Origin of the sequence: Rhodoferax sp. (genome assembly GCF_013297935.1) — a bacterium.
Lineage (GTDB): Bacteria > Pseudomonadota > Gammaproteobacteria > Burkholderiales > Burkholderiaceae_C > Allorhodoferax.
In genome coordinates, this window is sequence record NZ_JAAFIX010000005.1 from 45,398 (window position 1) to 68,830 (window position 23,433).

The window sequence follows — 23,433 nt, forward strand, 5'->3', positions numbered from 1 at the left end:
CATGGGATTTTTTCTTGAAACACTGTTTGGCGGCCTTATGGCCGGCATGTTGTATGCCTTGGTGGCGCTGGGCTTTGTGCTGATTTTCAAAGCGTCCGGCGTCTTTAACTTTGCGCAAGGAGCCATGGTGCTGTTTGCGGCGCTGGCCATGGCGCGCCTCTCGGTTTGGATTCCGCAATGGCTCGGTCTGGAGAGCAAGTTCCTAGGCAATCTGCTGGCGTTCCTCGTGTCTGCAATGTTGATGTTCGTTTTGGCTTGGCTCATCGAACGCTTGGTTCTGCGGCATCTGGTGAACCAGGAGGGTGTGACCCTGCTGATGGCGACTTTGGGTATTACCTATTTCATCGACGGCGCGGGGCAGACCATTTTTGGCAGCGACATTTACAAAATCGACGTAGGCATGCCCAAAGACCCGATCTTTTTGTTTGAGTCGGTGTTCGAGGGGGGCGTGCTCGTCAATCAAGAGGACGTGATTGCTGCTGTGGTGGCTGCAGTGCTCGTGGCTGCACTGTCGCTGTTCTTCCAGAAAACCAGCACCGGCCGTGCGCTGCGTGCTGTGGCAGATGACCACCAGGCTGCCCAGAGTATCGGCATTCCGCTGAACCGTATCTGGGTGATTGTGTGGTGCGTCGCAGGCATAACAGCGCTGGTGGCGGGAATCATTTGGGGCTCCAAACTAGGGGTTCAGTTTTCCCTGACGACTGTCGCCTTGCGTGCCCTCCCGGTGATTATTTTGGGCGGGCTCACCTCGGTACCCGGCGCGATTATTGGTGGCCTGATTATTGGCGTCGGCGAGAAGTTGTCCGAGGTCTATCTCGGCCCGATGGTGGGCGGCGGCATCGAAATCTGGTTTGCCTATGTGCTGGCGCTGGTATTCCTGTTGTTCCGGCCGCAGGGCTTGTTCGGCGAAAAAATCATTGACCGCGTCTAAGGAGCGACTTCATGTTTTACAGAGAGAACGGTCAGTTCAAAACCAGCTACCGCGCTGACCAGCAGATTTTTCCCATCGTGCAAGACCGCTGGGGCCTCTTGGTGTTGTTAGCCATCGCCGTATTTGCGGTGCCGATGGTGGTCGACGAGTACATGTTTCGTGCCATCTTGATTCCATTCCTTATTCTGTCTCTGGCAGCGTTGGGCGTGAATGTGCTGGTCGGCTATTGCGGGCAAATCTCGCTGGGTTCCGGTGCCTTTATGGCGGTGGGCGCCTACATGGCTTACAACACCTATGTCCGCATTGAAGGCATTCCCTTGATCGTGGCCCTGCTCAGCGGTGGCTTTTTTGCGACCTTGGTCGGTATGTTTTTTGGAATACCGAGCTTGCGGGTGAAGGGGCTGTATCTGGCGGTGGCGACTTTGGCGGCGCAGTTCTTCTGCGATTGGGCCTTCTTGCGGATCAGCTGGTTTACCAACAACAACGCATCGGGTTCTGTGTCGGTATCGAACTTGTCCATCCTGGGCTGGACGATTGACTCACCGGTCGACAAATATTTGCTGTGTCTGGCCTTCGTGGTGTTGTTTGCCCTGATGACCAAGAATCTGGTGCGTTCTGCGATCGGCCGTGAGTGGATGGCCATCCGCGACATGGACGTGGCAGCTGCGGTGATTGGCATTCGCCCGGTGTACGCCAAGCTCAGCGCATTTGCCGTGAGCTCCTTCATCGTGGGGGTGGCAGGTGCCTTGTGGGGTTTCATTCACCTGGGTTCGTGGGAGCCCGCGGCCTTCTCGATTGATCGCTCTTTCCAGTTGTTGTTCATGGTGATCATCGGCGGCATGGGGTCCATCATGGGGAGCTTCTTCGGGGCTGCTTTCATTGTGATCCTGCCCATCTTTTTGAACCAGTTCCTGCCGGGGGTGGGCGCCCTCTTTGGCGTCAGTATTTCGACTGCGCTGGTCTCGCACACCGAGTACATGGTGTTCGGAGCCTTGATCGTCTGGTTCCTGATTGTGGAGCCGCACGGGCTGGCCAAACTCTGGTCTATCGGTAAACAAAAAATGCGTCTTTGGCCTTTCCCGCATTGAGGTGTTCAGACATCTCCGCTTCTTGAAAGTCCTGCTTTCCTCTCTCGCTTCAACCAACTTAGGAGACACAACATGAAGCTTCGTCAACTCGCAATCGCCGCCAGTGTGGCTGCCGCCGGGGTGTCCGCTCTGGTGGGTACCTCGTCCGCGTTCGCCCAAGCCAAGGAGCAGTTTTTCCCTGTGCTTGTGTATCGGACAGGTGCCTATGCACCCAATGGCGTTCCCTTTGCCAATGGTTATGTGGATTACCTCAAGCTGGTCAATGCCCGCGGAGGCCTCAACGGGGTTCAGCTCTCGTTTGAAGAGTGCGAAACCGGCTATGCCACTGACCGGGGGGTTGAGTGCTACGAGCGTTTGAAAGGCAAGGGCGCCACGGTGTTCCAGCCGCTGTCAACCGGCATTACTTTTGCCCTGACCGAGAAAGCTCCCGCAGACAAGATCCCCTTGATCACGGCAGGCTACGGTCGCAGTGAATCGGCAGATGGAGGCGTTTTCAAGTGGAACTTTCCTTTGGCCGGCACCTATTGGGTGGCCGCTGACGTGTTGATTCAGCACATCGCCAAGAAAGAAGGCGGCTATGACAAGCTCAAGGGCAAGAAGATTGCCTTGGTCTATCACGACAGCCCATTCGGCAAAGAGCCGATTCCTTTGCTGCAAGAGCGCGCTGCAGCGCACGGCTTTACCCTGAGCCTGCTGCCCGTGACCCACCCCGGTGTCGAGCAGAAGGCGACCTGGCTCCAAATCCGCCAGAACCGGCCGGACTACGTGCTGAACTGGGGCTGGGGCGTCATGAACTCCACCGCGTTGAAGGAAGCACAAGCTACAGGCTATCCGCGTGAAAAGATGTACGGCGTCTGGTGGGCCGGCGCAGAGCCTGACGTGAAAGACGTCGGAGAAGGTGCTAAGGGCTACAACGCCGTGATGATGCAGCACGGTGCCGAAACCGGCGCGCCTGTCATCAAAGAGGTCTTGGACAAGCTCCATGGCAAGGGCCAAGGCACCGGACCGAAAGAAGAGGTCGGCCAAGTGCTCTACATGCGCGGAATGATGAGCGCCATGCTGGCAGTGGAAGGCGTTCGCGCTGCCCAGGACCGTTTCGGCAAGGGAAAGGTCATGACCGGAGAGCAAGCACGCTGGGGTTATGAGAACCTGAACCTGACGCAACCCAAGTTAGATGCTTTGGGCTTCAAGGGTGTGATGCGCCCCATCTCCACCAGCTGCCAGGACCACATGGGCGCGGCGTGGGCCCGTGTTCACACCTGGAACGGTAAGTCTTTTGACTGGACCTCCGATTGGATGCAGGCCGACGACCAGATCATCAAGCCGATGGTGAAGGCCGCCGCGGACAAGTACGCCGCTGAGAAAAAGCTCACACGCCGCGCGGGTAGCGACTGCCAGTCTTGAGAGCACCCCCGTTGACCGCTCACTGCGTGTAGCGGTCCTTCTCCTTCAGGGGGCAACATCAGCGGCCCGGCGTAGCCGGTTCCGCGGTGTTTCTGGAAGGGTGGCTTGCTCTGTTTGCCACTCTCCAGATGAAAGCGTCGTGCATCGGGGCTTTCATCTGGTCAACAAGGCTGAGTTATGGAACCGAAAAACATCGTTCTCAACGTGAATGGCATCGAGGTCATTTACAACCACGTCATCCTGGTGCTCAAGGGGGTGTCGCTGCAAGTGCCCGAAGGCGGCATTGTGGCCATCCTCGGGGGCAACGGCGCGGGCAAAACCACGACGTTGCGGGCGGTGTCTAACCTGCTTGCAGGCGAGCGCGGGGCGGTGACCAAAGGCAGTATCGAGCTGCGCGGCGAGCGCATCGAAAACCTGAGCCCTGCCGATCTGGTGCAGCGCGGCGTGGTGCAAGTCATGGAAGGGCGGCACTGCTTTGCCCACCTGACCATCGAGGAAAACCTGCTCACCGGCGGTTACACCCGCAAGAGCAAGGCCGAGGTCGCGGCCAACCTAGAGAAGGTTTACAACTATTTCCCCCGCCTCAAGACCCGCCGCACCAGCCAGGCGGCCTACACATCGGGGGGGGAGCAGCAGATGTGCGCTATCGGCCGTGCGCTCATGGCCAACCCCAGCATGGTGCTGCTCGACGAGCCCTCCATGGGCCTGGCGCCGCAGATCGTGGAAGAGGTGTTCGAGATCGTCAAAGACCTCAACGCCAAAGAAAAGGTCACCTTTCTGCTGGCCGAGCAGAACACCAATATGGCGCTGAAATACGCCGACTACGGCTACATCATGGAAAGCGGCCGCGTGGTGATGGACGGCGCAGCGGCCGACTTGCGCAGCAATGAAGACGTCAAGGAGTTCTACCTGGGCGTGGGTGGCGGCGAGCGCAAGAGCTTCAAAGATGTGAAGAGCTACAAGCGCCGCAAGCGGTGGCTGGCTTAAGAAACATATGAAACATGCCTCTAGCCCACGTAGAACGTGCGTGAGCCGCTCTTAAAAACATAGCAAATTGCTCATGGAGTCCTGATGACATCCACCTACGACGCCCTCGAAATCCGCTCGCAGGCTGACCGCCATGCTGCTCACATGGCAGCGCTGCCCCGGCAAGTGGCCCATGCGCAAGCGCACAGCCCGGCGTGGGCCGGCATTCTTGCGGGTGTGGACGCGAGCGCCATCGTGGACCGCACCGCGTTAGCGCGCTTGCCGGTGACCCGGAAGTCGGAGCTGCAAGCGCTGCAGCAGCAATCCCGCCAGCAGGGCTCAAACGCATTTGGCGGCTTCAGCGCGGTGGGCTTTGGCAGTTCTATGCGCAGGGTGTTTGCGAGCCCCGGTCCGATTTACGAGCCTGAAGGCACCGCACCGGACTACTGGAGGATGGCGCGCGCCATTTATGCCGCCGGCTTTCGCCCCGGCGAATTGATCCACAACAGCTTCAGCTACCACTTTGTGCCGGCGGGCTCCATGATGGAAACCGGAGCCCACGCGCTGGGCTGCACCGTGTTCCCGGGGGGCACCGGTCAGACCGAGCAGCAAGTGCAAGCCATGGCGGAGTTGCAGCCTGCGGGCTACATCGGCACCCCCAGCTTTTTGAAAATTATTCTGGAGAAAGCCTTAGAGATGGGAGTGGCGCTCCCCAGCGTGACCAAAGCCATGTTTGGTGGTGAGGCGTATCCGCCCTCTTTGCGTGACTGGTTTTCCGCGCACGGGGTGGACGGCTACCAGTGCTACGCCACGGCCGACTTGGGGCTGATTGCCTATGAGACCAGCGCCCGCGAAGGCCTGGTGCTGGATGAACAGGTGATTGTGGAAATCGTGCGGCCCGGCACCGGCGACCCCGTACCCGAAGGCGAGGTGGGCGAGTTGGCGGTCACCAGCCTGAACCCGGACTACCCCTTGATCCGTTTCGGCACCGGGGACCTGTCGGCTGTGCTTGCCGGGCAGTGCCCGACCGGACGGACCAACACCCGCATCAAAGGTTGGATGGGGCGCGCAGACCAGACCACCAAGGTGCGCGGCATGTTTGTGCACCCGAAGCAGGTGGATGAAGTGGCCAAGCGTTTCCCCGAGGTGCGCAAGGCCCGCTTGGTGGTCAGCGGCGAAATGGCCAATGACCAGATGACCATGGTGCTGGAGGTTGACGGGCCACAGGAAGGCTTGGCGCTGCGGGTGGCCGATGTGGTACGCGAGGTCACCAAGTTGCGGAGCGAAGTCCGTCTGGTGCTGCCCGGAAGTCTGGCCAATGACGGCAAAGTCATTGAAGATGCACGCACCTACCAATGAGTCCGTTTGAAGTTGATGCTGGTAAGGGTTTTCCCGAGCTGTTGAACACCACAGTTACAAGGTCTTCCCAGTCCGGCTAAATTGTCTCCAGCGAAGAAAAAAGCACCGTCAAAAGCCCCTCCTATGAGGGGCTTTCCGTAAGACAAAGCGCGATGGTGCGCGCTAAACTGTAAGTCCATAACAGGAGACAAACCGATGAAAAAATTGCTCGTTGCAAGCGCTGCTGCGCTGTCCGTTTCTGCATTTGCGCAGGCCTATCCTTCCAAACCCATCACCATCGTGGTGCCGTTCGCAGCGGGTGGTCCTACCGACCGCGTGGCCCGTGACCTGAGCGAATCGCTGCGTAAACAGCTGGGTGACGTCAGCATCATCATCGACAACTCGGCAGGCGCCGGCAGCTCCATCGGCACCAGCAAAGTGGCCAAGGCAGCACCGGATGGTTACACCTTGCTGTTGAACCACATTGCCATGGGGACTATGCCCGGCCTGCTACGCAACATGCCTTTCAAAGTGGAGTCTGACTTCGAGTACCTCGGCATGATCAACGATGTTCCGATGACACTGATCGGCAAGCCCGATATGCCGGCCAAAACCTACAAAGAGTTGACCACCTGGATCGGCCAGAACGTTGGCAAGATCAACTTGGGCAACGCTGGTGTGGGTTCTGCATCGCATTTGTGCGGTCTGCTGTTCCAGAACGCCGTCAAGGTGGATATGACCACCGTGCCGTACAAAGGTACCGCGCCCGCAATGACCGACTTGATCGGCGGCCAGATCGACTTGATGTGTGACCAGACCACCAACACCTCGGCGCAAATTGAAGGTAAGAAAGTCACCGCTTACGCGGTGACTACCTCCAAAACGCTGACGACGCCGGCACTCAAGTCCTTGCCCACCTTGCAAAGCCAAGGCCTGAGCAACTTTGAAGTGACCATCTGGCACGGCCTGTACGCACCCAAAGGCACCCCTGCTGAAGTGCAGACCAAGCTGAACACGGCGTTGAAGGCTGCGTTGAAAGACCCCGAATTCATCAAGAAGCAAGAAGCTCTGGGTGCGGTGGTGGTGACTGACAAGCGTGTCGAACCCGCTGAGCACAAGAAGTTTGTGGCCGCTGAAATTGCGAAGTGGACACCGATCATCAAGGCCGCTGGCGTTTACGCGGACTGATGCTTCACTGGCGGCGGGTTGGCCCTTTGGATAGGGTCAAACGCCCCACACAATGTCTTTTCCAGCCGCTTGGCTGCGGCGGGCCATGTCCAGCAAGGGCATCGCCCGCTGTCGCAGACTCACACCCTCCGGGTAGGTGGCTTCTCTCCCTTGTTCTTGGGCTTCAAGCGCTGCTTGCACGCGTCGCGCTTCCTCGTGCGCAATAGCCTCTTCGAGTGCTTGAATAGCGGCCGGCATCTCTGCCGCCAGCAAAATGCCTTTGCGCAAACTCTCTTCAGTGGTGTAGCCCCAGAGGGTGAGAATTTGTCGCCCCTGAGGCTCCAGCATGATGACGTCGCTGGCAATCTTGGATTTGAACTTGTAGAGCATGGTGAGGACTGCCGGTAGTTTTATGATGCGTTCTGTTGCAATGGCAGACTAACAGCATACTGATCCGAGGACCTCATGGCCGATTTACATATCTTGCGCGAACACAGCCTGGGCTTTGCCGCTGCCAGGAAAATTGCCTTCCAATGGGCTGAGCAGGCTGAAACCGAGTTCGATATGGAGTGCACCTACGTCGAAGGCGACCAGGTGGATGAAGTGATTTTCAAACGCTCCGGTGTGAGCGGCATGCTCCAAGTTACCAAAACGCGGTTCGAGCTCACGGCCAAGCTCGGGTTTTTGTTGGGTGCCTTCAAAGACAAAATCGAGGCAGAGATTGTCAAAAACCTCGACACCTTGCTGGCGCCGAGCGCAAAGGCACCTGCCAAGACGAAAAAAAAGTAGCGTAAACGCTACTTTTTTGATAGCGCCACCCGCATATTCTGCGGGGGATCAGGTCCGATTTAGCTCAAAGACTCAATCAGGTCGATGTACTGTTGCATGGCGTCATCATTGGAGATGCCCTTGAAGCCGTTCCAGGCGTCCCACTTGGCGCGGCCCACCATGTCGGCAAAGCCCGGCTTCTTCTCGGTGTTGTCACCGGCAGTGGCTTGCTTGTAGAGCGCGTAGATTTTCAAGAGAGTGCCGTTGTCGGGGCGCTCGCTCAGATTTTTGGAATTGGCAACAGCGGCTTCAAAAGCGGCTTTCAAATCGGCCATGGTTTTCTCCGTTTGGTGTGGTGCAGAAATCTAGGGGGAACACCCGATGCGAGCAGGTGCTTGCCCCGTATCTTAAGCGGCGATTTGCCCCCAGAATAGGCAGGTCCCCCCACACCTGTTCAGCCTGGAGAATTCATGGTCACCCGAGTCATTGCCAAGAAGGTAGCGAGTCAAGCCCGCCGCAAAGTCGCAGAGACGGTGGCTCCAGTGGCTCCGGTCGCGAAAACAGTGACACGCCGTGCGCGAAAAGCGGCCGGGGTGGTTCAGAAAAATGTGGCAGATGCGGTGATCGGCTCCTTGGGTCTGCAGGGTGAGCGCATGTCCAAGGTCGATACGGCCTGGCTACGCATGGACTCCAGCGCCAACCTGATGATGATCGTGGGCGTTTGGGTCACCAAGCCGGGCCTGCCGCTCCAGGATTTGAAACAACGGGTGGAAGATCGTTTGCTGAAGTACCCGCGGTTCAAACAGCGGGTGGTGGAAGATGCCGCGGGTGCAACCTGGGTTGAGGACGCGGACTTTCAACTCGACCGCCATGTGGTGACCGAAACCTTGGCCAAAAAGCCCCGCGGCCGCGAGCAGGAGGCCTTGCAAGAGCGCCTGGCCGCGCTGACGATGGAGCCCTTGGACCGCGAGCGACCGCTGTGGCAATTTCATTTGGTCGAGAACTACAAGGGCGGGTCTGCTTTGATGGTGCGCATTCACCACTGCATTGCAGATGGCATTGCGTTGATCTCGGTGACCCAATCGTTGGTAGACGGCGGCAGCCCGCCTCCGCAGCGCCGGGCCAAGGCCGAGCGTGCCCAAGGACTGGATGGTGCAGAGGAGTGGCTGGCCGACGCGCTGCTCAAGCCTTTTACCCATCTGGCCGTCAAGGCGTTGGGGGCGGCGGGGGACGGCGCGGTCAAATCCATGGGCTTGCTGATGGAGCCCCAGAAGGGGGTGGAGTCCGGCATGCACAACTCTGTCGATATGGCCAAGATGGCGTACCAAGTGGTGAGCGATCTGGCTGCCTTGGCCTTGATGCCCGATGACTCTCCCACCCGTCTCAAGGGGCAACCCGGGAACGCCAAGCGCGTGGCATGGTGTGCCCCCTTGCCCTTGGAAGAAGTGAAGGCCGTGGGCAAGGCGCTGAACTGCTCGATCAACGATGTGTTGCTAAGTTGCGTTGCGGGGGCAATCGGTGCCTATTTGCGCGAACAAGGCGATGTGGTGAATGGCAAAGAAATCCGCGCCATGGTGCCCGTGAACTTGCGTCCGCTGGAGCATGCTTACAAGTTGGGTAACCAGTTTGGCCTCGCGCCCTTGGTGCTGCCCATCGGGCTCGACAACCCGGTGGAGCGCGTCTATGAAGTGCGCGCCCGCATGCGCGGCCTCAAGGGCAGCATGCAGCCCTTGCTGGCTTTCGGCTTGTTGGCGGTGGCGGGCTTGCTAATCAAACCGGCCCAGGATGCGTTGCTGAGCTTGTTCTCGAAAAAAACAACGGCTGTGATGACCAATGTCCCGGGGCCTCGCGAGAAACTCAAAATTTGCGGAGCCACGATCGAGGAGAACCTGTTCTGGGTACCGCAAAGCGGTTCTGTCGGCTTGGGAGTTTCGATTTTGAGCTACGGAGGCGGCGTGCAGTTTGGGGTGGTGACCGATGCCACGCTGTGCCCCGAGCCTCAAAAAATCATCGATCAGTTTGAACCCGAGTTCGCCAAGTTGTCGATGTTGACCTTGATGCTGCCCTGGGGCGAATAGTTAGCCCGCGAGTTCGGCTTGAACTTGGAGCACGCCTAGGTGCTCCATTGCATCGATAGGGCTTACTTCGGCAGCGCGTGCGTAGAGCGCCATGGCTTCAGTCTCATAGGCCTCTGGGTCCAGCATGAGTAAGCCGCGCGCATATTCGGACAGGGCCAGGGCGGCGTGGGGGATAAGTGCAAGTCCCGCCTGAAAGTGCTGCATTGCGACATCGCGCCGGGCACCGTAGGTTATGTTTCCGATCATTGCGCCGACTTTGTCAATCACTTCAGCATGAAAGGTTCCCAGTGCCAGATGGGCGTCGGCATGCCGGGCTTCCAGTGCAATGGCGGTTTCAAAGGCCGTTTTGATCTTGTCGCCATAGCCCTGTGCCAGGGCCCGGGCTACGCTGGTGCCTTGGCTGTAGCGGCCCAAGGCATAGCCATACAAGTAATGTGCATTGGCGTTGTCCGGATCTTCCCTCGTAGCCCGCAGAGCACGTTCTGCTGTTTCTTTGTACATGCGAAGCCGTGCGGCCTCGCTGGGCTCCAGAAAGTCTGCGTGGATCAGGCAAGCTTTGTTCATCACCGTGGACCCTGCGGAGCCCAGAAGTCGACCGGCATGAAAAGCCGCCTCAAACTCCCCCCGGTGGTAAAGCGCCCACGCAGACAAAAGCTCTGCGTCTGAAGGGAGGGGCTCTGCATCACCCGCGTGGAGTCGCGCCCACTGGGCTGGCATATTGGCGGCGTTCAGCGCATGCAAATGCACAAACGCGTAAGGGTGCCAGTCGTGTGCGCCGGGCATCAAGGGGCCTGGTATGCGCCGCTGAGTTGCTGCAGGTGTTGACGCTGTTGGCTTTGCAGGTAAGGCACCAGTAGGTTGAGCACGTGCTGACCGCCGCGCAACAGTGCCGCTTGGGCGCTGGCCGGTTCCAGCGCATTGCGCGGATCACGGACGTACTCAAAACTCAACCAGTAAGTCAAAACGACCACCATGCTGGTGGCGGTGGGCTCCATTTCCCGGATGTCCATTTGCAATGCGCCGGTGCGGGCCATGCATTCCAACATTGCACGGATAGAGCGGGTCTTGTTTTTCAGGACGCTTTGAAAGTGGGTTTCTAAGCGACGGTTTTTGCTGAGCAAGTCGTTCAGGTCGCGGTACAGGAACCGGTACTGCCAGATCAGCTCAAACAAGGTGTGCATGAAGAACCATGCGTCCTCGACATCGCGCACGTTGTCGCTCGCATTGAGCAACTCGTTGAGAGCACGCTCATAACGGTCGAAGAGGGAGTTGATGAGCTCGTCTTTGGCCGGGTAGTGGTAGTAAAGGTTGCCTGGGCTGATGCCCAGCTCGGCGGAGATCAGCGTGGTCGATACATTGGGTTCGCCAAAACGGTTGAACAACTCCAGTGTGGTTTCCAAAATTCGCTCGGCGGTGCGTCTGGGCGCTTTTTTAACCATGGGTCAGTGCCTCAGCTTTGTCTCGTGGCGAACCACGTGTGATAAATCTTCCATAACGTCCTCCAATGTACCCAATGCCTGAACCCAGCGGGATGAGGACTTACTCGGGGCACACAGGTAGCGATCGGTATCGTTCAGGGCCGCATGGTTCAGACTGATGCCGTGGCGGTGCAGGCGCGCAGATAGACCTGTTTGACGTTTGCGTAGCAATTGCCGTGTTTGCTGGTACGCGTGTTCCGCCAGTTGGCGGCGTTGCGCATAGCTGAAGGTGTTGGCAAGGTAGAGCTCAGGATCCCGATGATCGGGCTCGATCAGGATGATGTCGGTGTCGGGATAGGCGCTCGCGTAGTGCTTCATGCCCAGCTCCATGCGCGAATGGATCATGGAGCGAAATGTCTGGCTCATGACCGCCGGTAGCCCTCCGTCCACCATGCGCGGGATTTTGCGCTGCTGTTCCGGTATGCCTCGTTGCATCGTACGGGGCGGGTGAGGCGATGACGCATCAAAGGGTACAAGCGGGTTCAAGCAGATCAGCAGGTCCGCTCCCTCGTCCAGTGCGACTGATGCGTGCATGGTCTTTTTCATGGCACCGTCGACGTAGTACTGGTCATCAATGGTGACTGGCGGGAATAGGCCGGGTAGCGCCGAGCTGGCCTGAACCGCCTTGGAAATCGGCACATGGTCCCAGCCGGGGCTTCCGAAGGATATGGCCTGGGCACTGTCCAACTGGGTAGCTACGAGAGAGAGCTTGCAGCCGAGGGTTCGGAAGTCGTTGGTGCGCCCTGGTTTGCTAAATAGCCGGTTCAGCTGGGTGTCGATCTGTTGGTTCGAAAAAACACCGGTGGGCAGCGCCGGAGCCATTCTCTCCAGGGCACGCACGACGGAGGTCCGCCCGCGCAACATGTCCCAGCCGATAGAGGCGAGGAGTCCGGGAACCATGATGCTGCGGCGCAAAAACTCCCCGTAGGCCGGTTCCATGAGCCAAGAGGGATCAAAGTGATCACCGGAGCGTGGGTCGTTTTCGATAAACGAAGCGCACAACTGACGCGGAGTCATGCCATTGGCGAGTGCTGCAGCGATGAAGCCACCGGCGGATACGCCGACGTAGTGATCCAAGCGGTTGAGGTTCAGGCCACTGAGGCTCTCGTCCAGTGCGCATAGGGCGCCGATCTCGTAAATGGCGCCCAGTGGCCCGCCGCCGGCTAAAGCGATGGCAATTTTGGAGTGAGGAGAGGGGCGTGCCTTCATGCGGTGCAGTGTAGTGTTTGGATCGGCTCAAAAATGCTGCAACGCAACAGGTCTTAAGACGAAAAAAAGGGCGCCGTTGCGCCCTGGGTTTTGACTACAAAAGTCTCAAGACAGCGTTGTTCCTGCGTCGCCGGAAGCAGCTGTGGCTTTAGCTTTGGTGCTCCGCTTTACGGCGGTTTTTTTAGCGGCCGCAGGCTTGGCGAGCGGGGCCTTCTTGGCGGGGGATGCTTTTTTTGCGACCGCTTTCTTCGGGGGGGCTGCACCAGCGCTTGTTGTTGCAGCCGGTTTTTTGGAAAGCTGTTGGACAGCGGCGTTCAGAGCGTCAATGCGCTCGATGAGGCTGTTGACATCTTTTGCGGAAGGAACACCCAGCTTGTTGAGTGCTTTGGCCACGCGTTCTTCAAAAATGTTTTCCAGCTTGTCCCACTGACCGGTGGCTTTGCTGCTGATGTCGGTGGCCATAGTCGACATTTTGGAGGTGGCCTCGTTGATCTTGTCCTCTGCCACAGCCTGAGTTTTGCGCTGGATGCTGACGCCTTCTTTGACCAAGGCTTCGAAAGCTTTGCTGCCTTCGGCTTGAGCCCGTGTGAAGGCACCCAGGCCAGCCTGCCAGATTTGCTGTGCCGAGTCTTTCACAGACGCGGACAGGGGGCTGCTCGCTGCAGCGGCCGATTTGTTCTTCTGAATTTTCTTGACCATGGATGCTCCTTTGTAGTGTGTGGCGTTGCTACGAGGTCGTGGGCAGCCTCGCTCGCAGGCAACTCTAAGCTTTGTATGTGGAGCTGTGTAGATGCATGCCACTAAGAAGCACGACCGTTCGAAAGCACAATAAATTCTCCTTAAGGGAGGCTTTGTCGGGTTTACGATGAAATCCGTCAGAGCAAAGTCCGTCAGAATAAATTGATTAACAGGAGCATGTATGCGGTATTTCGTCACAGGGGCAACGGGTTTCATCGGCAAGCGGCTTGTCAAGAAGCTGTTGCAGCGCAAAGGTGCCACAGTGCACTTTTTAATTCGCCAGGAAAGCGAAGGCAAGGTAGCCGAGCTGCGTGAATACTGGGGTTTATTAGATGCCAAGTCGGCGGCGCGTGCCATCCCTGTGTTCGGTGATCTCAAGACAAAAAAACTGGGTGTCCCGACCGATGTCGTCAAAGGCTTAAAAGGGCAGGTGGACCATCTCTACCATCTGGCTGCGGTCTACGATCTGGCGGCCGATGAAGAGTCGCAAATTGCAGTTAATGTGGAAGGCACGCGCAACACGATTGACTTTGCGAAGGCTATCGATGCAGGGCACTTTCACCATGTGTCTTCCATAGCGGCTGCTGGGCTGTATGAGGGAGTTTTTCGCGAAGACATGTTTGATGAGGCGGAGAACTACGATCACCCCTATTTCATGACCAAACATGAGAGCGAAAAAATCGTCCGGCAGGACTGCAAAGTGCCGTGGTCTGTGTACCGCCCTGCCATGGTGGTGGGTGATAGCCAGACCGGCGAGATGGACAAGATTGATGGCCCTTACTACTTCTTCAAGCTGATCCAGCGCATGCGCCAGCTGCTGCCACCCTGGATGCCGACCATCGGCCTGGAAGGCGGGCGCATCAACATCGTGCCAGTGGACTTTGTGGTGGACGCGCTGAATGTCATCAGCCACAAGGCCGGGATCGCTAAAAAGTGCTATCACTTGGTGGACCCTGTCGGCTACCGCGTAGGCGATGTGCTGGACATTTTCAGCAAGGCGGCTCACGCACCGAAGATGAATGTGTTTGTGAATGCGGCCCTGTTGGGCTTTATCCCGCGGGGTGTAACCAAAAGCCTGATGGCCTTGGCGCCCGTGCGCCGAGTGCGCAACGCCATCATGAAGGATTTGAGCCTGCCGGAAGACATGCTTACCTTCGTGAACTACCCCACCCGCTTTGACTGCCGCGATGCCCAAGCCATGCTCAAGGGCAGCGGCGTCGAGTGCCCCAATTTGAAAGACTACGCATGGCGTTTGTGGGACTACTGGGAGCGCCACCTTGATCCCGACTTGCATATTGACCGCTCTTTGCGCGGAACCGTTGGGGGCAAGGTAGTGTTGATTACCGGAGGGTCGTCAGGTATCGGCTTGGCGGCTGCCCACAAGTTTGCCGAAGCGGGTGCTACCACCATCATTTGCGGGCGTGACGTCGATAAGCTGGAAGAGGCATGTAAAGAAGCCAAGGCCAAGGGCTACAGCTTCGTGGCCTACCCGGCCGACATCGCCGACATGGCAGATTGCGACCGCTTTGTGCAGTTACTGATTGAAAACCATGGTGGCGTGGATTTCCTGATCAACAACGCGGGACGCTCCATTCGCCGCGCTATCGAGTCCAGTTACGATCGATTTCACGACTACGAGCGCACCATGCAGCTCAACTATTTCGGCTGCTTGCGGGTCACGATGGGCTTCTTACCCGGCATGGTGGCAAAGAAAAAGGGCCATGTCGTCAATATCAGTTCTATCGGCGTTTTGACCAATGCACCGCGCTTCAGCGCCTATGTGGCTTCCAAAGCAGCACTGGACGCTTGGACCCGCTGTGCCTCCAGCGAGTTTGCAGACCAAGGCATCAGCTTCACAACGATCAATATGCCTTTGGTTCGCACGCCCATGATTGCGCCGACCGGCATATACAATAACGTGCCCACGTTGTCGCCCGAACAAGCCGCGGATATGGTGGCCGACGCCTGCATCAGCAAGCCGGTGCGCATCGCTACACGCTTGGGTATCACCGGTCAGGTGCTACATGCGCTCGTGCCCCGCATCGCCCAGATTGCTATGAACACCAGCTTCCGCATGTTCCCGGATTCATCTGCGGCCAAGGGTGCCAAGCCCGGTGAGAAGGCTAAGTTGTCACCGGAGGCCATTGCGATGCAGCAGATGATGCGGGGGATTCATTTTTAAGTGTGGATAATCGGGCCCCATTGGGAAGAGGCCTGAATGTATTCAACTGCAAAAACCTACGTTGCCGGCCACCGCGGTATGGTCGGCAGCGCCATCGTGCGCACCCTGCTGGCCCAAGGCGTGCAGCAGCAAGACATCATCACTCGCACCCACGCCGAGCTCGACCTGTGCAACCAAGCTGCCGTGCACGCCTTCTTTGAAGCGCAAAAGCCGACCCAAGTGTATTTGGCCGCCGCCAAAGTAGGCGGCATCCACGCCAACAACACTTACCCGGCCGACTTCATCTATGACAACCTCATGATGCAGGCCAACGTCATCCACGCGGCCCACACCCACGGCGTGCAAAAGCTACTGTTCTTGGGTAGCAGTTGCATCTACCCTCGCATGGCAGCCCAGCCCATGTCTGAGAGCGCACTACTCACCGGCACCCTCGAGCCCACCAACGAACCCTACGCCATTGCCAAAATAGCCGGCATCAAACTCTGCGAAAGCTACAGCCGCCAGCACGGGCGCGACTACCGCAGTGTCATGCCCACCAACCTCTACGGCCCCGGCGACAACTACCATCCCCAAAACAGCCACGTCATCCCCGCACTCATCCGCCGCTTCCACGAAGCTAAGATCAGCGGCGCGGCCGAAGTCGCCATCTGGGGCACTGGCACCCCCAAACGCGAATTTTTGTATGTGGACGATATGGCCGCCGCCAGCGTGTTTGTCATGAACCTGGCAGACACCACCTACCAAGCCAACACCACCCCCATGTGCAGCCACATCAACGTAGGCTTCGGCAGCGATGTCACCATCGCCGAGTTGGCCCACGCCGTGGGCGCCGCCGTAGGCTACACCGGCCGCATCACCTTCGACGCCACCAAACCCGACGGCGCCCCCCGCAAATGGATGGACAGCAGCCGCCTCAACGCCCTAGGCTGGAGCGCTCGGGTAAGTTTGGAAGTGGGTCTCGAGCGAGCTTACGCTGAATCGCCCCGGGTTTACTAGACACTTCCGAGCCGTTGGAAATAGCGTTTCTCGAACTCTACCGGGGAGATGTCGCCGGCGGTATTGTGCCGACGCTTGGGGTTGTAAAACATCTCGATGTAATTGAAGACATCGGCCCTAGCGTCTCGCCGGATGAGATATATCTGACGGCGAACGCGTTCGCGCTTGAGCAACTGGAAGAAGCTCTCGGTCGCGGCGTTGTCATGGCAGTTACCTCGACGACTCATGCTGCTGACCAAATTGTGATCGCGCAAAAAGGTTTGCCAGGCATGTCTCGTGAACTGGCACCCTTGATCTGAATGCACCAGTACTGATTCGTGGGGTTGTCTGCGCCACAACGCCATCAAGAGTGCATTGAGCACCAAGTCTGTATCTATTCGACTGCCCATGGACCAGCCAACGACCTGTCTGGAGAACAGATCGATCACCACGGCCAGGTACAGCCAGCCTTCATGAGTACGGATGTAGGTGATGTCCGTGACCCATGATCTATCGGGCTGATCCCGGGTGAACTGCCGGTTCAGGTGATTGGGTGGAACCACTGCAGGTTTGCCACCACCACCTGAGCGACGCCGGTAGCCGGTTTGCGACCTGATACCTTCGCTGCGCAACAGTCGGGTGACCCGGGGCTTGCCGCATTGCTCGCCCAGGTCGCGCATATCCAGTGTGAGTTTGCGATAGCCGTAAACGCAGCCGCTCTCCAGCCAAGCCTGCTTGAGTAGCCCCAGCAGGCGTTGGTCATCTCGACGCTTCCCACCAATGGGCTCACGCCTCCATGCGTAGTAGCCGCTGGGGTGTACATCCATTACCGCGCACATCCTGCGCATGCTATGGGCACGTTCGTGACGCTGGATAAACGCGTACCTTACCGGGATAGCTTGGCAAAGTACGCGGCGGCTTTTTTTAAGATGTCGCGCTCCTCGCTCACCCGCTTGAGCTCGGCCTTGAGTCTGCGTAGTTCCTCTGTTTGGGGAAACTGCTCCTTGTGCTGACCACAAGGCAATTGCTGCTCTTTGATCCACTTGTACAGACTGTGCTGACTGACACCCAATCGGGCGGACACATCGGCCACTGGATGGCCGCGCTGCATGATCTGCTTAACCGCTTCGAACTTGAATTCTTCGGGAAATCTCTTCTGACTCACATCACCTCCTATTAGGCCTCACCTTTGAGGCTCAGAGGTGTCTACATAATCCGGGTCGATTCACCAAGACCCCCACATCGACAACGCCAGCTTCAAACTGCACTACGGCGACCTCACCGACACCAGTAACCTCACCCGCCTCATCCAGCAAGTGCAGCCCGATGACAGCTACAACCTCGGCGCCCGAAGCCACGTAGCTGTCTCATTCGAGAGTCCCGAATACGCCGCCGATGTAGACGCCTTGGGCACCATCCGCATCCTTGGCCTGGAGAAGAAAACCCGCTTCTACCAAGCCTCCACCAGCGAGCTCTACGCCCTAGTGCAGGGAATACCACAAATAGCCCCCCCTTCTACCCCCGTAGCCCGTATGCGGTGGACAAGATGTACGCCTACTGGATCACGGTCAACTACCGCGAGGCCTGCAGCATCTACGCCTGCAACGGCATCCTCTTCAACCACGAAAGCCCCCGCCGAGGCGAAACCTTCGTCGCCCGCAAAATCACCCGCGGCTTGGCCAACATTACCCAAGGATTGGAAGAATGCCTTTTCATGGGCAACATGGACGCTGTGCGAGACTGGGGCCACGCCAAAGACTACGTGCGCATGCAATGGATGCTGCTGCAGCAAGACAAGCCGCAGGACTTTGTGATCGCCACTGGCGTGCAATGCAGTGTGCGCGAATTTATCACTTGGACCGTAGCCGCCTTGGGCCTGAGCATTGAATTTAAAGGTCAGGGCGTGGAAGAACACGCCGTCATCACCGCCATCCGCAGAGATTCCGCTCCCGCACTCCGGGTGGGCCAAACCATCGTCAAGTTAGACCCACGTTACTTCCGCCCCACAGAAGTGGAAACCCTGCTGGGCCACCCGAGCAAGGCCAAGAAAGAGCTCGGTTGGGTGCCACAAATCACCGCCCAAAGCATGTGCAAAGAAATGGTGGAAGCAGATTTGGCGCAGGCCAAGCAACACGCACTGCTCAAAAAGCACGGTTACAACGTTAATGTGAGCGTCGAGTAGACCCCATGAGGATCACCTGGCCTGAACCGGCTACTTAGGCCCGATCAACGCGGTGCTGTCGGCGCAGCACCACTGACGTAGTGGTAACAGACCTTATTGCTGCCAAGGTAGAGCAAATCAACCAGTGCATCAGCCCCATTTACGATGCAGAACTGCAAGACTACCTGCGCCACAAGCCTCTGAACCTCAGGGCCACACTCAACAAACAGGAGGCCTATTCGGGGGCTGACTACTTCATCACCCCCACCGACTACGACGATGAGACCCACTACTTCAACACCGTGATTCCTATGCGGCCAAGGGCGCAAAGCCGGGCGAGAAGGCGAAGTTGTCACCGGAGGCGATTGCGATGCGGCAGATAATGAGAGAAATTCATTTCTAGGCGCCTACGGTAGGCGCAGCATTTGGCGATTAGAATTGTTCAGTAAATGAACAAGCCCGCGCCAAATGCCTGCCTCTTATGAAGAATCCAGTTTGCGGGTCTTGCGACTTCTGGAGAAAAATCCCCAACTCACCCAACGTGAATTGGCGATGGAGCTCGGTGTGAGTTTAGGCAAGGTCAACTACTGCGTGCATGCATTGCTGGCTAAGTGCTTCATCAAGTTACAGAATTTTCGTGGTAGCCGAAAAAATCGCCTATGCGTATTTTTTGACCTCGTCGGGCTTTGCCGCGAAAAGCAGCATGGCCTTGAATTTTCTGCAGATCAAGATGGCAGAGTATGAGCGTTTGCGTGCGGAAATAGAGCAGTTGCAGCTCGAGATTGAAGCTGTGAGCGGGATGGATTTGAGATGAAACAACTTGACGGTGTGATTGCGGTCATAGGGCTGGGATACGTCGGCCTCCCCTTAGCGGTGGAGTTCGCCAAGAAGCGCAAAGTAATTGGCTTCGACATCAATGCTGTGCGCATTGCAGAGCTGCAGGCTGGCAGGGACAGCACGCTAGAGGTTTCTTTCGATGAGTTGAAGGCTGCGATCCACGCAACTTACACTGGCGATTTGGATCTGCTCAAGCAGTGCAAGCTCTTTATTGTGACTGTACCTACCCCCGTCGATGCGGCGAACCGCCCTGATATGACCCCTTTGGTGAAAGCGAGTGAGGCGGTGGGCAAGATTTTATCTGTAGGGGGAGTGGTTGTCTATGAGTCCACGGTTTACCCCGGGGCAACAGAAGAAGTGTGTGTGCCCGTACTGGAAAAACACTCTGGACTCACCTTCAACAAAGACTTTTTTTGTGGGTACAGTCCTGAACGAATAAATCCTGGTGATAAAGAGCATCGACTTCCCACAATCAAGAAGGTAACCAGTGGTAGTACACCTGAAATTGCAGAAGCTGTTGATGCGCTCTATCAACAAATTATCACTGCTGGCACCCACAAGGCAAGTAGCATCAAAGTGGCCGAAGCAGCTAAGGTCATCGAGAATACGCAACGTGATGTGAACATTGCCTTGATGAATGAACTCAGCTTAATCTTCCGCAAACTAGGCATTGACACACAGGAGGTACTGCAAGCCGCTGCCACCAAGTGGAACTTTCTGTCATTTCGGCCTGGTCTCGTGGGGGGGCACTGCATCGGGGTAGACCCATATTATCTGACGCACAAAGCTCAGGAGGTTGGTTACCACCCGGAAGTTATTTTGGCCGGGCGCCGTATTAATGACAGTATGGCCAGCCACGTAGCGGATGAAACAATTAAGCTCATGTTGCGCAAAAATCTTCCCGTGCTCGGTAGTAAGGTGCTGGTGATGGGTCTTACATTTAAGGAAAACTGCCCCGACTTGCGTAATACAAAAGTGGTGGATGTCGTCAAAGCCCTGCAGGGCTACAACACCAAAGTTGACGTATACGACCCGTGGATTAACGTGTCAGAAGCCGCGCATGAGTATGGATTGCAGTGCTTGAGTTCGCTGCCGCTACCGGGGCAGTACGCAGCCATTATTTTGGCTGTGGGGCACCATCAGTTTGTATCCATGGGTGAGCAAGGCATCAAGGCTCTGGGTCAGTCTGGTGCTGTTTTGTATGACGTAAAAAGTGTATTGCCTTTGGGGGCTGCGGACGGACGTTTGTAATTATGAAAATCCTTCTAACTGGTGCGGCTGGATTCATCGGCATGCACACCTGTCTGCGCTTACTAGCCCGGGGTGACCAAGTGATTGGTGTCGACAATCTCAACGACTATTACGACGTTTCGCTCAAAGAAGCTCGTTTGGTGCGCCTATTCGGCTATTCCAATTTCAGCTTTCACCGAATCAGTGTCGAGGATCGTGCGAGTATGGCGGAGCTGTTTGCAAGCGAGAAGCCTGAGCGGGTCATCCACTTGGCAGCTCAGGCCGGCGTGCGCTACTCGCTTAGTAACCCGCATGCGTACATTGATGCGAATCTGCAGGGTTTCGTCAATGTGTTGGAGGGCTGCCGACACAATGGTGTAAAGCACATTGCCTATGCCAGCAGTTCAAGTGTATACGGCGGAAACACTGGTTTGCCATTCAGCGAGCATGACAACATAGATCACCCCGTCAGCCTATACGCCGCCACCAAAAAGGCCAACGAGCTGATGGCACACACTTACAGTCATTTGTTTCGCTTGCCTACGACGGGTCTACGTTTCTTTACTGTTTATGGTCCATGGGGGCGGCCAGACATGGCGCTATTTTTGTTTACCAAAGCCATCTTGGAGGGGAAGCCCATCGATGTTTTTAACCATGGGCAGATGGTCCGTGACTTTACCTACATTGACGATATCGTTGAGGGCGTTATCCGCGTTGTTGACAAACCTGCCACCCCAAATCTGGCATTTGATCCGTCTAATCCAGATCCCGCCACCAGCAACGCACCGTACCGTGTTTTCAATATTGGCAACAACCAGCCGACCCCGTTGATGGAATATATCACCGCGCTGGAAGCCGCGTTGGGCAAGACAGCTCAGAGGAATTTCTTGCCAATGCAGGCCGGGGATGTGCCGGCCACGGCAGCGAACACCGAAGAACTAAATGCTTGGGTGGGGTTCAAGCCTAATACGCCGGTAATCGATGGGGTGGGGAGATTCGTGGAGTGGTATCGCGACCATTATAAGTCGTGAGAATAAAGGTGAACTGGAAAGAAACCGTGCGCCTGCAGAATCACAGGTCAATATGTTTTTTCCTAGCACCAGAGATAAAAACCTGTGTGGGTAGAAATAATTGTGACTCGCGATGGAAAGAGCGCTGATGTCTTTGGCATTGCGCTTTCGCTTTTGCGTTCTAATTTTTACTCCGGCGACATACTGGCAACTTGAGTCGATTCATTGTCGTTAAGGTAGTACTTCGGCGTAAATACAAATTGGCGCACGATCCTTTGGGTCCTTCAAAGGATCGAGTAGCGCGCTCATCGACTGTAGGGCACATTTCCGGCGCACACTATTTTATAGCTCAGAAGAATTGCTCTCTAAGAGCTATGCGCAACTTGGCTACGCATTGGCATGTGGAATACTTACCTGTTTTGAAAGATGATGAATCATTGTCCAGACGTGCAATGTGTTTATTTAACTTCGAGGATCAGAGTAAGTTAATGGGAGTGCTGGTCGATGTATAAGTTATTGCTGGGTTACGTATTTCTGGCTTTAATTGTTTTTCGTTTGGGTTTTGTTTCACCTATTCGCCAAGTCGGATCTGGCGGTTTGATGTTGGTTAGTGGAGCCTTTGGTTTATTTTATTGTGTGTTTCCAACTCTCCTAATTCTCTTGGGGGAGCAGGCAACGCGGCAAAGTTACGTTTACCAACGCTTTGGGGTTGGTGATTATTGGACTCTGATAACGATATCACTTACCTTCATTGCTTTTTGGCTCGGTTATGTTGTTCGTGTCAGGACCACTGCGAGGAAAGACTCGACTTGGGCATTATTGCATTCAAGGGAGGAATCTGCTTACTTGCGGAAAATCGCTTATGTTTTTGTCAGTACAGGTCTAATTGGCCTGACCTATCAGGCGGTTCAAGCCGGAGGCGCAATTCGTATGCTTGAGATGTCGTCTTGCGTACGTGGTAACGTTTGTGGGATGACTGGTGATTTAGTATTCCTTCGTCAGTTAAATTATTTCATTGCGACTGGATTTATGGCTTATTGCGCAGCCCACTATCAAGACGAGATGAATGGGGTTCGCAGTAATTTTATTCCACTTCTTTTATTCGGTGGAGTTTTTGTATACCAAGCTGCTAGCACAGCTGGTCGCCGGGATATTCTGTATCCATTGATGATCTGCTGTCTGATGTTATATTCTGCTGGATACAGGAAGAGCGAAGGTTTTCTAGTGTTGTTTGGCGCTGGAATTGCATGGTGGGGGCTAACACTAATTAGTTCATCAGCATATTTGGATGCAAGGTACTCATCACACTCGTCATCCTCTGCGATTGATTTTTTCTTCGGGTGGAATTACGCAAAAAATGTCTTCCTGGACGTTATCAGAGGAGTTGGTGACACATTTATGCATTTTGTTGCGATGCAGCATGTTGGTGTGGGGCAATTTGGCTTCTTGCGGGACTGGACTGAGTTGCCCCTTGAGTTTATGCCAACAAGATTTCTGGGTATTGATCGTGGCAGAGGAGTGATGGGGGAGATCACTTCGTATATGCTAGGGCAAGAACTAAGTCATGGCTTCTCTGGTGAAGAGCCCCCCGGGCTTCATGGGTACATTTTGGTGAATTTGGGCATTTTTGGTGCAATCGTTTTTTTCTTCGCTTCTGGATGGCTTGTTAGATGGGTTGATGAAAAGTTCTATCCCAGAAGTCATGGGGCGTCAGTTAAGTGGTTGATTTATTTTTTGATTATGTGGCTTCTTCTCGAGTACATAAGGGAGGGAGTGATTTCACTTATCGTGAAACCTCGCTTTTCCTGGATTGCGCTCATTGTTTTTGTGGTGCTTATTGATAAGAGAATTTTTTTTCGAAAAGGAATGTAGT

22 protein-coding genes and 1 pseudogene are annotated in these 23,433 nt (G+C 56.2%); 16 read left to right on the forward strand and 7 right to left on the reverse strand.

Annotated elements, in window-relative coordinates; genetic code table 11:
• Position 1: 1 nt before the first annotated feature.
• From QZW03_RS08810 to QZW03_RS08835, 6 genes are all read left to right on the forward strand, one after another.
• Entirely contained in the window at positions 2 to 931 is a 930-nt protein-coding gene (locus QZW03_RS08810; RefSeq protein WP_296509619.1) for a branched-chain amino acid ABC transporter permease, read from the forward strand.
• 11 nt (positions 932 to 942) lie between these two features.
• On the forward strand, positions 943 to 2,019 hold the full coding sequence (locus QZW03_RS08815; RefSeq protein WP_296509620.1) for a branched-chain amino acid ABC transporter permease: 1,077 nt from the start codon (positions 943 to 945) through the stop codon (positions 2,017 to 2,019).
• A 72-nt stretch (positions 2,020 to 2,091) separates the two neighbouring features.
• Entirely contained in the window at positions 2,092 to 3,423 is a 1,332-nt protein-coding gene (locus QZW03_RS08820) for an ABC transporter substrate-binding protein (RefSeq protein WP_296509621.1), read from the forward strand.
• A 177-nt stretch (positions 3,424 to 3,600) separates the two neighbouring features.
• Entirely contained in the window at positions 3,601 to 4,410 is an 810-nt protein-coding gene (locus QZW03_RS08825) for an ABC transporter ATP-binding protein (protein ID WP_142809266.1), read from the forward strand.
• An 84-nt stretch (positions 4,411 to 4,494) separates the two neighbouring features.
• Positions 4,495 to 5,748 (forward strand): AMP-binding protein, encoded by a 1,254-nt coding sequence (locus tag QZW03_RS08830; protein ID WP_296509622.1) that lies wholly within the window; start codon positions 4,495 to 4,497, stop codon positions 5,746 to 5,748.
• 195 nt (positions 5,749 to 5,943) lie between these two features.
• Positions 5,944 to 6,915, forward strand: a complete 972-nt coding sequence (locus QZW03_RS08835) for a tripartite tricarboxylate transporter substrate-binding protein (RefSeq protein WP_296509623.1) — start codon at positions 5,944 to 5,946, stop codon at positions 6,913 to 6,915.
• A 36-nt stretch (positions 6,916 to 6,951) separates the two neighbouring features.
• Here QZW03_RS08835 and QZW03_RS08840 read toward each other — a convergent pair whose 3' ends face one another.
• A complete protein-coding gene (locus tag QZW03_RS08840; RefSeq protein ID WP_296509624.1) occupies positions 6,952 to 7,284 on the reverse strand; it encodes a DUF1840 domain-containing protein in 333 nt (110 codons plus the stop codon).
• A gap of 75 nt (positions 7,285 to 7,359) precedes the next feature.
• On the opposite strand from QZW03_RS08840, the gene QZW03_RS08845 reads away from it, so the two are divergent.
• Positions 7,360 to 7,683, forward strand: a complete 324-nt coding sequence (locus QZW03_RS08845; protein ID WP_296509625.1) for a polyhydroxyalkanoic acid system family protein — start codon at positions 7,360 to 7,362, stop codon at positions 7,681 to 7,683.
• Positions 7,684 to 7,742: 59 nt separating this feature from the next.
• Here QZW03_RS08845 and QZW03_RS08850 read toward each other — a convergent pair whose 3' ends face one another.
• Positions 7,743 to 7,997: an acyl-CoA-binding protein gene (locus QZW03_RS08850; protein ID WP_296509626.1), complete on the reverse strand. Its 255-nt coding sequence runs from the start codon at positions 7,995 to 7,997 to the stop codon at positions 7,743 to 7,745.
• 135 nt (positions 7,998 to 8,132) lie between these two features.
• On the opposite strand from QZW03_RS08850, the gene QZW03_RS08855 reads away from it, so the two are divergent.
• Positions 8,133 to 9,740 (forward strand): wax ester/triacylglycerol synthase family O-acyltransferase, encoded by a 1,608-nt coding sequence (locus tag QZW03_RS08855; RefSeq protein WP_296509627.1) that lies wholly within the window; start codon positions 8,133 to 8,135, stop codon positions 9,738 to 9,740.
• Here QZW03_RS08855 and QZW03_RS08860 read toward each other — a convergent pair whose 3' ends face one another.
• The 4 genes from QZW03_RS08860 to QZW03_RS08875 all read right to left on the reverse strand — a co-directional run bounded on the left by QZW03_RS08860 (position 9,741) and on the right by QZW03_RS08875 (position 13,126).
• Complete coding sequence (locus QZW03_RS08860; protein WP_296509628.1) at positions 9,741 to 10,523, reverse strand: hypothetical protein; 783 nt, start codon at positions 10,521 to 10,523, stop codon at positions 9,741 to 9,743. It lies immediately after the preceding gene.
• Entirely contained in the window at positions 10,523 to 11,179 is a 657-nt protein-coding gene (locus tag QZW03_RS08865; RefSeq protein WP_296509629.1) for a TetR/AcrR family transcriptional regulator, read from the reverse strand. Before QZW03_RS08865 ends, QZW03_RS08860 begins: the two co-directional genes overlap by 1 nt.
• Positions 11,180 to 11,182: 3 nt before the next feature.
• Positions 11,183 to 12,427: a patatin-like phospholipase family protein gene (locus QZW03_RS08870; RefSeq protein WP_296509630.1), complete on the reverse strand. Its 1,245-nt coding sequence runs from the start codon at positions 12,425 to 12,427 to the stop codon at positions 11,183 to 11,185.
• Positions 12,428 to 12,532: 105 nt separating this feature from the next.
• Positions 12,533 to 13,126 (reverse strand): phasin family protein, encoded by a 594-nt coding sequence (locus tag QZW03_RS08875; RefSeq protein WP_296509631.1) that lies wholly within the window; start codon positions 13,124 to 13,126, stop codon positions 12,533 to 12,535.
• 220 nt (positions 13,127 to 13,346) lie between these two features.
• Here QZW03_RS08875 and QZW03_RS08880 point away from each other — a divergent pair, with 220 nt between their 5' ends.
• A complete protein-coding gene (locus QZW03_RS08880) occupies positions 13,347 to 15,347 on the forward strand; it encodes an SDR family oxidoreductase (protein ID WP_296509632.1) in 2,001 nt (666 codons plus the stop codon).
• Positions 15,348 to 15,383: 36 nt separating this feature from the next.
• Positions 15,384 to 16,343, forward strand: coding sequence for a GDP-L-fucose synthase (locus QZW03_RS08885; protein ID WP_296509633.1), 960 nt, complete (start codon positions 15,384 to 15,386; stop codon positions 16,341 to 16,343).
• Here QZW03_RS08885 and QZW03_RS08890 read toward each other — a convergent pair.
• A protein-coding gene (locus tag QZW03_RS08890; RefSeq protein ID WP_296509634.1) for an IS3 family transposase occupies positions 16,340 to 17,487 on the reverse strand; the annotation gives its coding sequence in 2 pieces (ribosomal slippage) (positions 16,340 to 17,253 and positions 17,253 to 17,487; 1,149 coding nt in all). The two genes, QZW03_RS08885 and QZW03_RS08890, sit on opposite strands and share 4 nt — an antisense overlap.
• A 58-nt stretch (positions 17,488 to 17,545) precedes the next feature.
• Between QZW03_RS08890 and gmd the strand changes: the two are divergent.
• The 6 genes and pseudogenes from gmd to QZW03_RS08920 all read left to right on the forward strand — a co-directional run.
• Positions 17,546 to 18,504: pseudogene (gene gmd, locus QZW03_RS08895) on the forward strand (GDP-mannose 4,6-dehydratase); the annotation flags it as partial.
• A gap of 80 nt (positions 18,505 to 18,584) precedes the next feature.
• Positions 18,585 to 18,866 carry a hypothetical protein gene (locus tag QZW03_RS08900; protein ID WP_296509635.1) on the forward strand — a complete coding sequence of 94 codons (282 nt, stop codon included), beginning with the start codon at positions 18,585 to 18,587 and terminating at the stop codon, positions 18,864 to 18,866.
• Positions 18,867 to 18,951: 85 nt separating this feature from the next.
• Positions 18,952 to 19,227, forward strand: coding sequence for a winged helix-turn-helix transcriptional regulator (locus QZW03_RS08905; RefSeq protein ID WP_296509636.1), 276 nt, complete (start codon positions 18,952 to 18,954; stop codon positions 19,225 to 19,227).
• A gap of 66 nt (positions 19,228 to 19,293) precedes the next feature.
• Positions 19,294 to 20,571, forward strand: a complete 1,278-nt coding sequence (gene tviB, locus QZW03_RS08910) for a Vi polysaccharide biosynthesis UDP-N-acetylglucosamine C-6 dehydrogenase TviB (RefSeq protein WP_296509637.1) — start codon at positions 19,294 to 19,296, stop codon at positions 20,569 to 20,571.
• 2 nt (positions 20,572 to 20,573) lie between these two features.
• Positions 20,574 to 21,581 carry an NAD-dependent epimerase gene (locus QZW03_RS08915; protein ID WP_296509638.1) on the forward strand — a complete coding sequence of 336 codons (1,008 nt, stop codon included), beginning with the start codon at positions 20,574 to 20,576 and terminating at the stop codon, positions 21,579 to 21,581.
• A 483-nt stretch (positions 21,582 to 22,064) separates the two neighbouring features.
• Complete coding sequence (locus tag QZW03_RS08920) at positions 22,065 to 23,432, forward strand: hypothetical protein (RefSeq protein ID WP_296509639.1); 1,368 nt, start codon at positions 22,065 to 22,067, stop codon at positions 23,430 to 23,432.
• Position 23,433: the final 1 nt, after the last annotated feature.

What these genes read in the sequence shown, in the direction of transcription:
- QZW03_RS08810 (WP_296509619.1), top strand. Translation starts at nt 2, where the DNA reads ATGGGATTTTTTCTTGAAACACTGTTTGGCGGCCTTATGGCCGGCATG.
- QZW03_RS08815 (WP_296509620.1), top strand. Translation starts at nt 943, where the DNA reads ATGTTTTACAGAGAGAACGGTCAGTTCAAAACCAGCTACCGCGCTGAC.
- QZW03_RS08820 (WP_296509621.1), top strand. Translation starts at nt 2,092, where the DNA reads ATGAAGCTTCGTCAACTCGCAATCGCCGCCAGTGTGGCTGCCGCCGGG.
- QZW03_RS08825 (WP_142809266.1), top strand. Translation starts at nt 3,601, where the DNA reads ATGGAACCGAAAAACATCGTTCTCAACGTGAATGGCATCGAGGTCATT.
- QZW03_RS08830 (WP_296509622.1), top strand. Translation starts at nt 4,495, where the DNA reads ATGACATCCACCTACGACGCCCTCGAAATCCGCTCGCAGGCTGACCGC.
- QZW03_RS08835 (WP_296509623.1), top strand. Translation starts at nt 5,944, where the DNA reads ATGAAAAAATTGCTCGTTGCAAGCGCTGCTGCGCTGTCCGTTTCTGCA.
- QZW03_RS08840 (WP_296509624.1), bottom strand. Translation starts at nt 7,284, where the DNA reads ATGCTCTACAAGTTCAAATCCAAGATTGCCAGCGACGTCATCATGCTG.
- QZW03_RS08845 (WP_296509625.1), top strand. Translation starts at nt 7,360, where the DNA reads ATGGCCGATTTACATATCTTGCGCGAACACAGCCTGGGCTTTGCCGCT.
- QZW03_RS08850 (WP_296509626.1), bottom strand. Translation starts at nt 7,997, where the DNA reads ATGGCCGATTTGAAAGCCGCTTTTGAAGCCGCTGTTGCCAATTCCAAA.
- QZW03_RS08855 (WP_296509627.1), top strand. Translation starts at nt 8,133, where the DNA reads ATGGTCACCCGAGTCATTGCCAAGAAGGTAGCGAGTCAAGCCCGCCGC.
- QZW03_RS08860 (WP_296509628.1), bottom strand. Translation starts at nt 10,523, where the DNA reads ATGCCCGGCGCACACGACTGGCACCCTTACGCGTTTGTGCATTTGCAT.
- QZW03_RS08865 (WP_296509629.1), bottom strand. Translation starts at nt 11,179, where the DNA reads ATGGTTAAAAAAGCGCCCAGACGCACCGCCGAGCGAATTTTGGAAACC.
- QZW03_RS08870 (WP_296509630.1), bottom strand. Translation starts at nt 12,427, where the DNA reads ATGAAGGCACGCCCCTCTCCTCACTCCAAAATTGCCATCGCTTTAGCC.
- QZW03_RS08875 (WP_296509631.1), bottom strand. Translation starts at nt 13,126, where the DNA reads ATGGTCAAGAAAATTCAGAAGAACAAATCGGCCGCTGCAGCGAGCAGC.
- QZW03_RS08880 (WP_296509632.1), top strand. Translation starts at nt 13,347, where the DNA reads ATGCGGTATTTCGTCACAGGGGCAACGGGTTTCATCGGCAAGCGGCTT.
- QZW03_RS08885 (WP_296509633.1), top strand. Translation starts at nt 15,384, where the DNA reads ATGTATTCAACTGCAAAAACCTACGTTGCCGGCCACCGCGGTATGGTC.
- QZW03_RS08905 (WP_296509636.1), top strand. Translation starts at nt 18,952, where the DNA reads ATGCCTGCCTCTTATGAAGAATCCAGTTTGCGGGTCTTGCGACTTCTG.
- tviB (WP_296509637.1), top strand. Translation starts at nt 19,294, where the DNA reads ATGAAACAACTTGACGGTGTGATTGCGGTCATAGGGCTGGGATACGTC.
- QZW03_RS08915 (WP_296509638.1), top strand. Translation starts at nt 20,574, where the DNA reads ATGAAAATCCTTCTAACTGGTGCGGCTGGATTCATCGGCATGCACACC.
- QZW03_RS08920 (WP_296509639.1), top strand. Translation starts at nt 22,065, where the DNA reads ATGTATAAGTTATTGCTGGGTTACGTATTTCTGGCTTTAATTGTTTTT.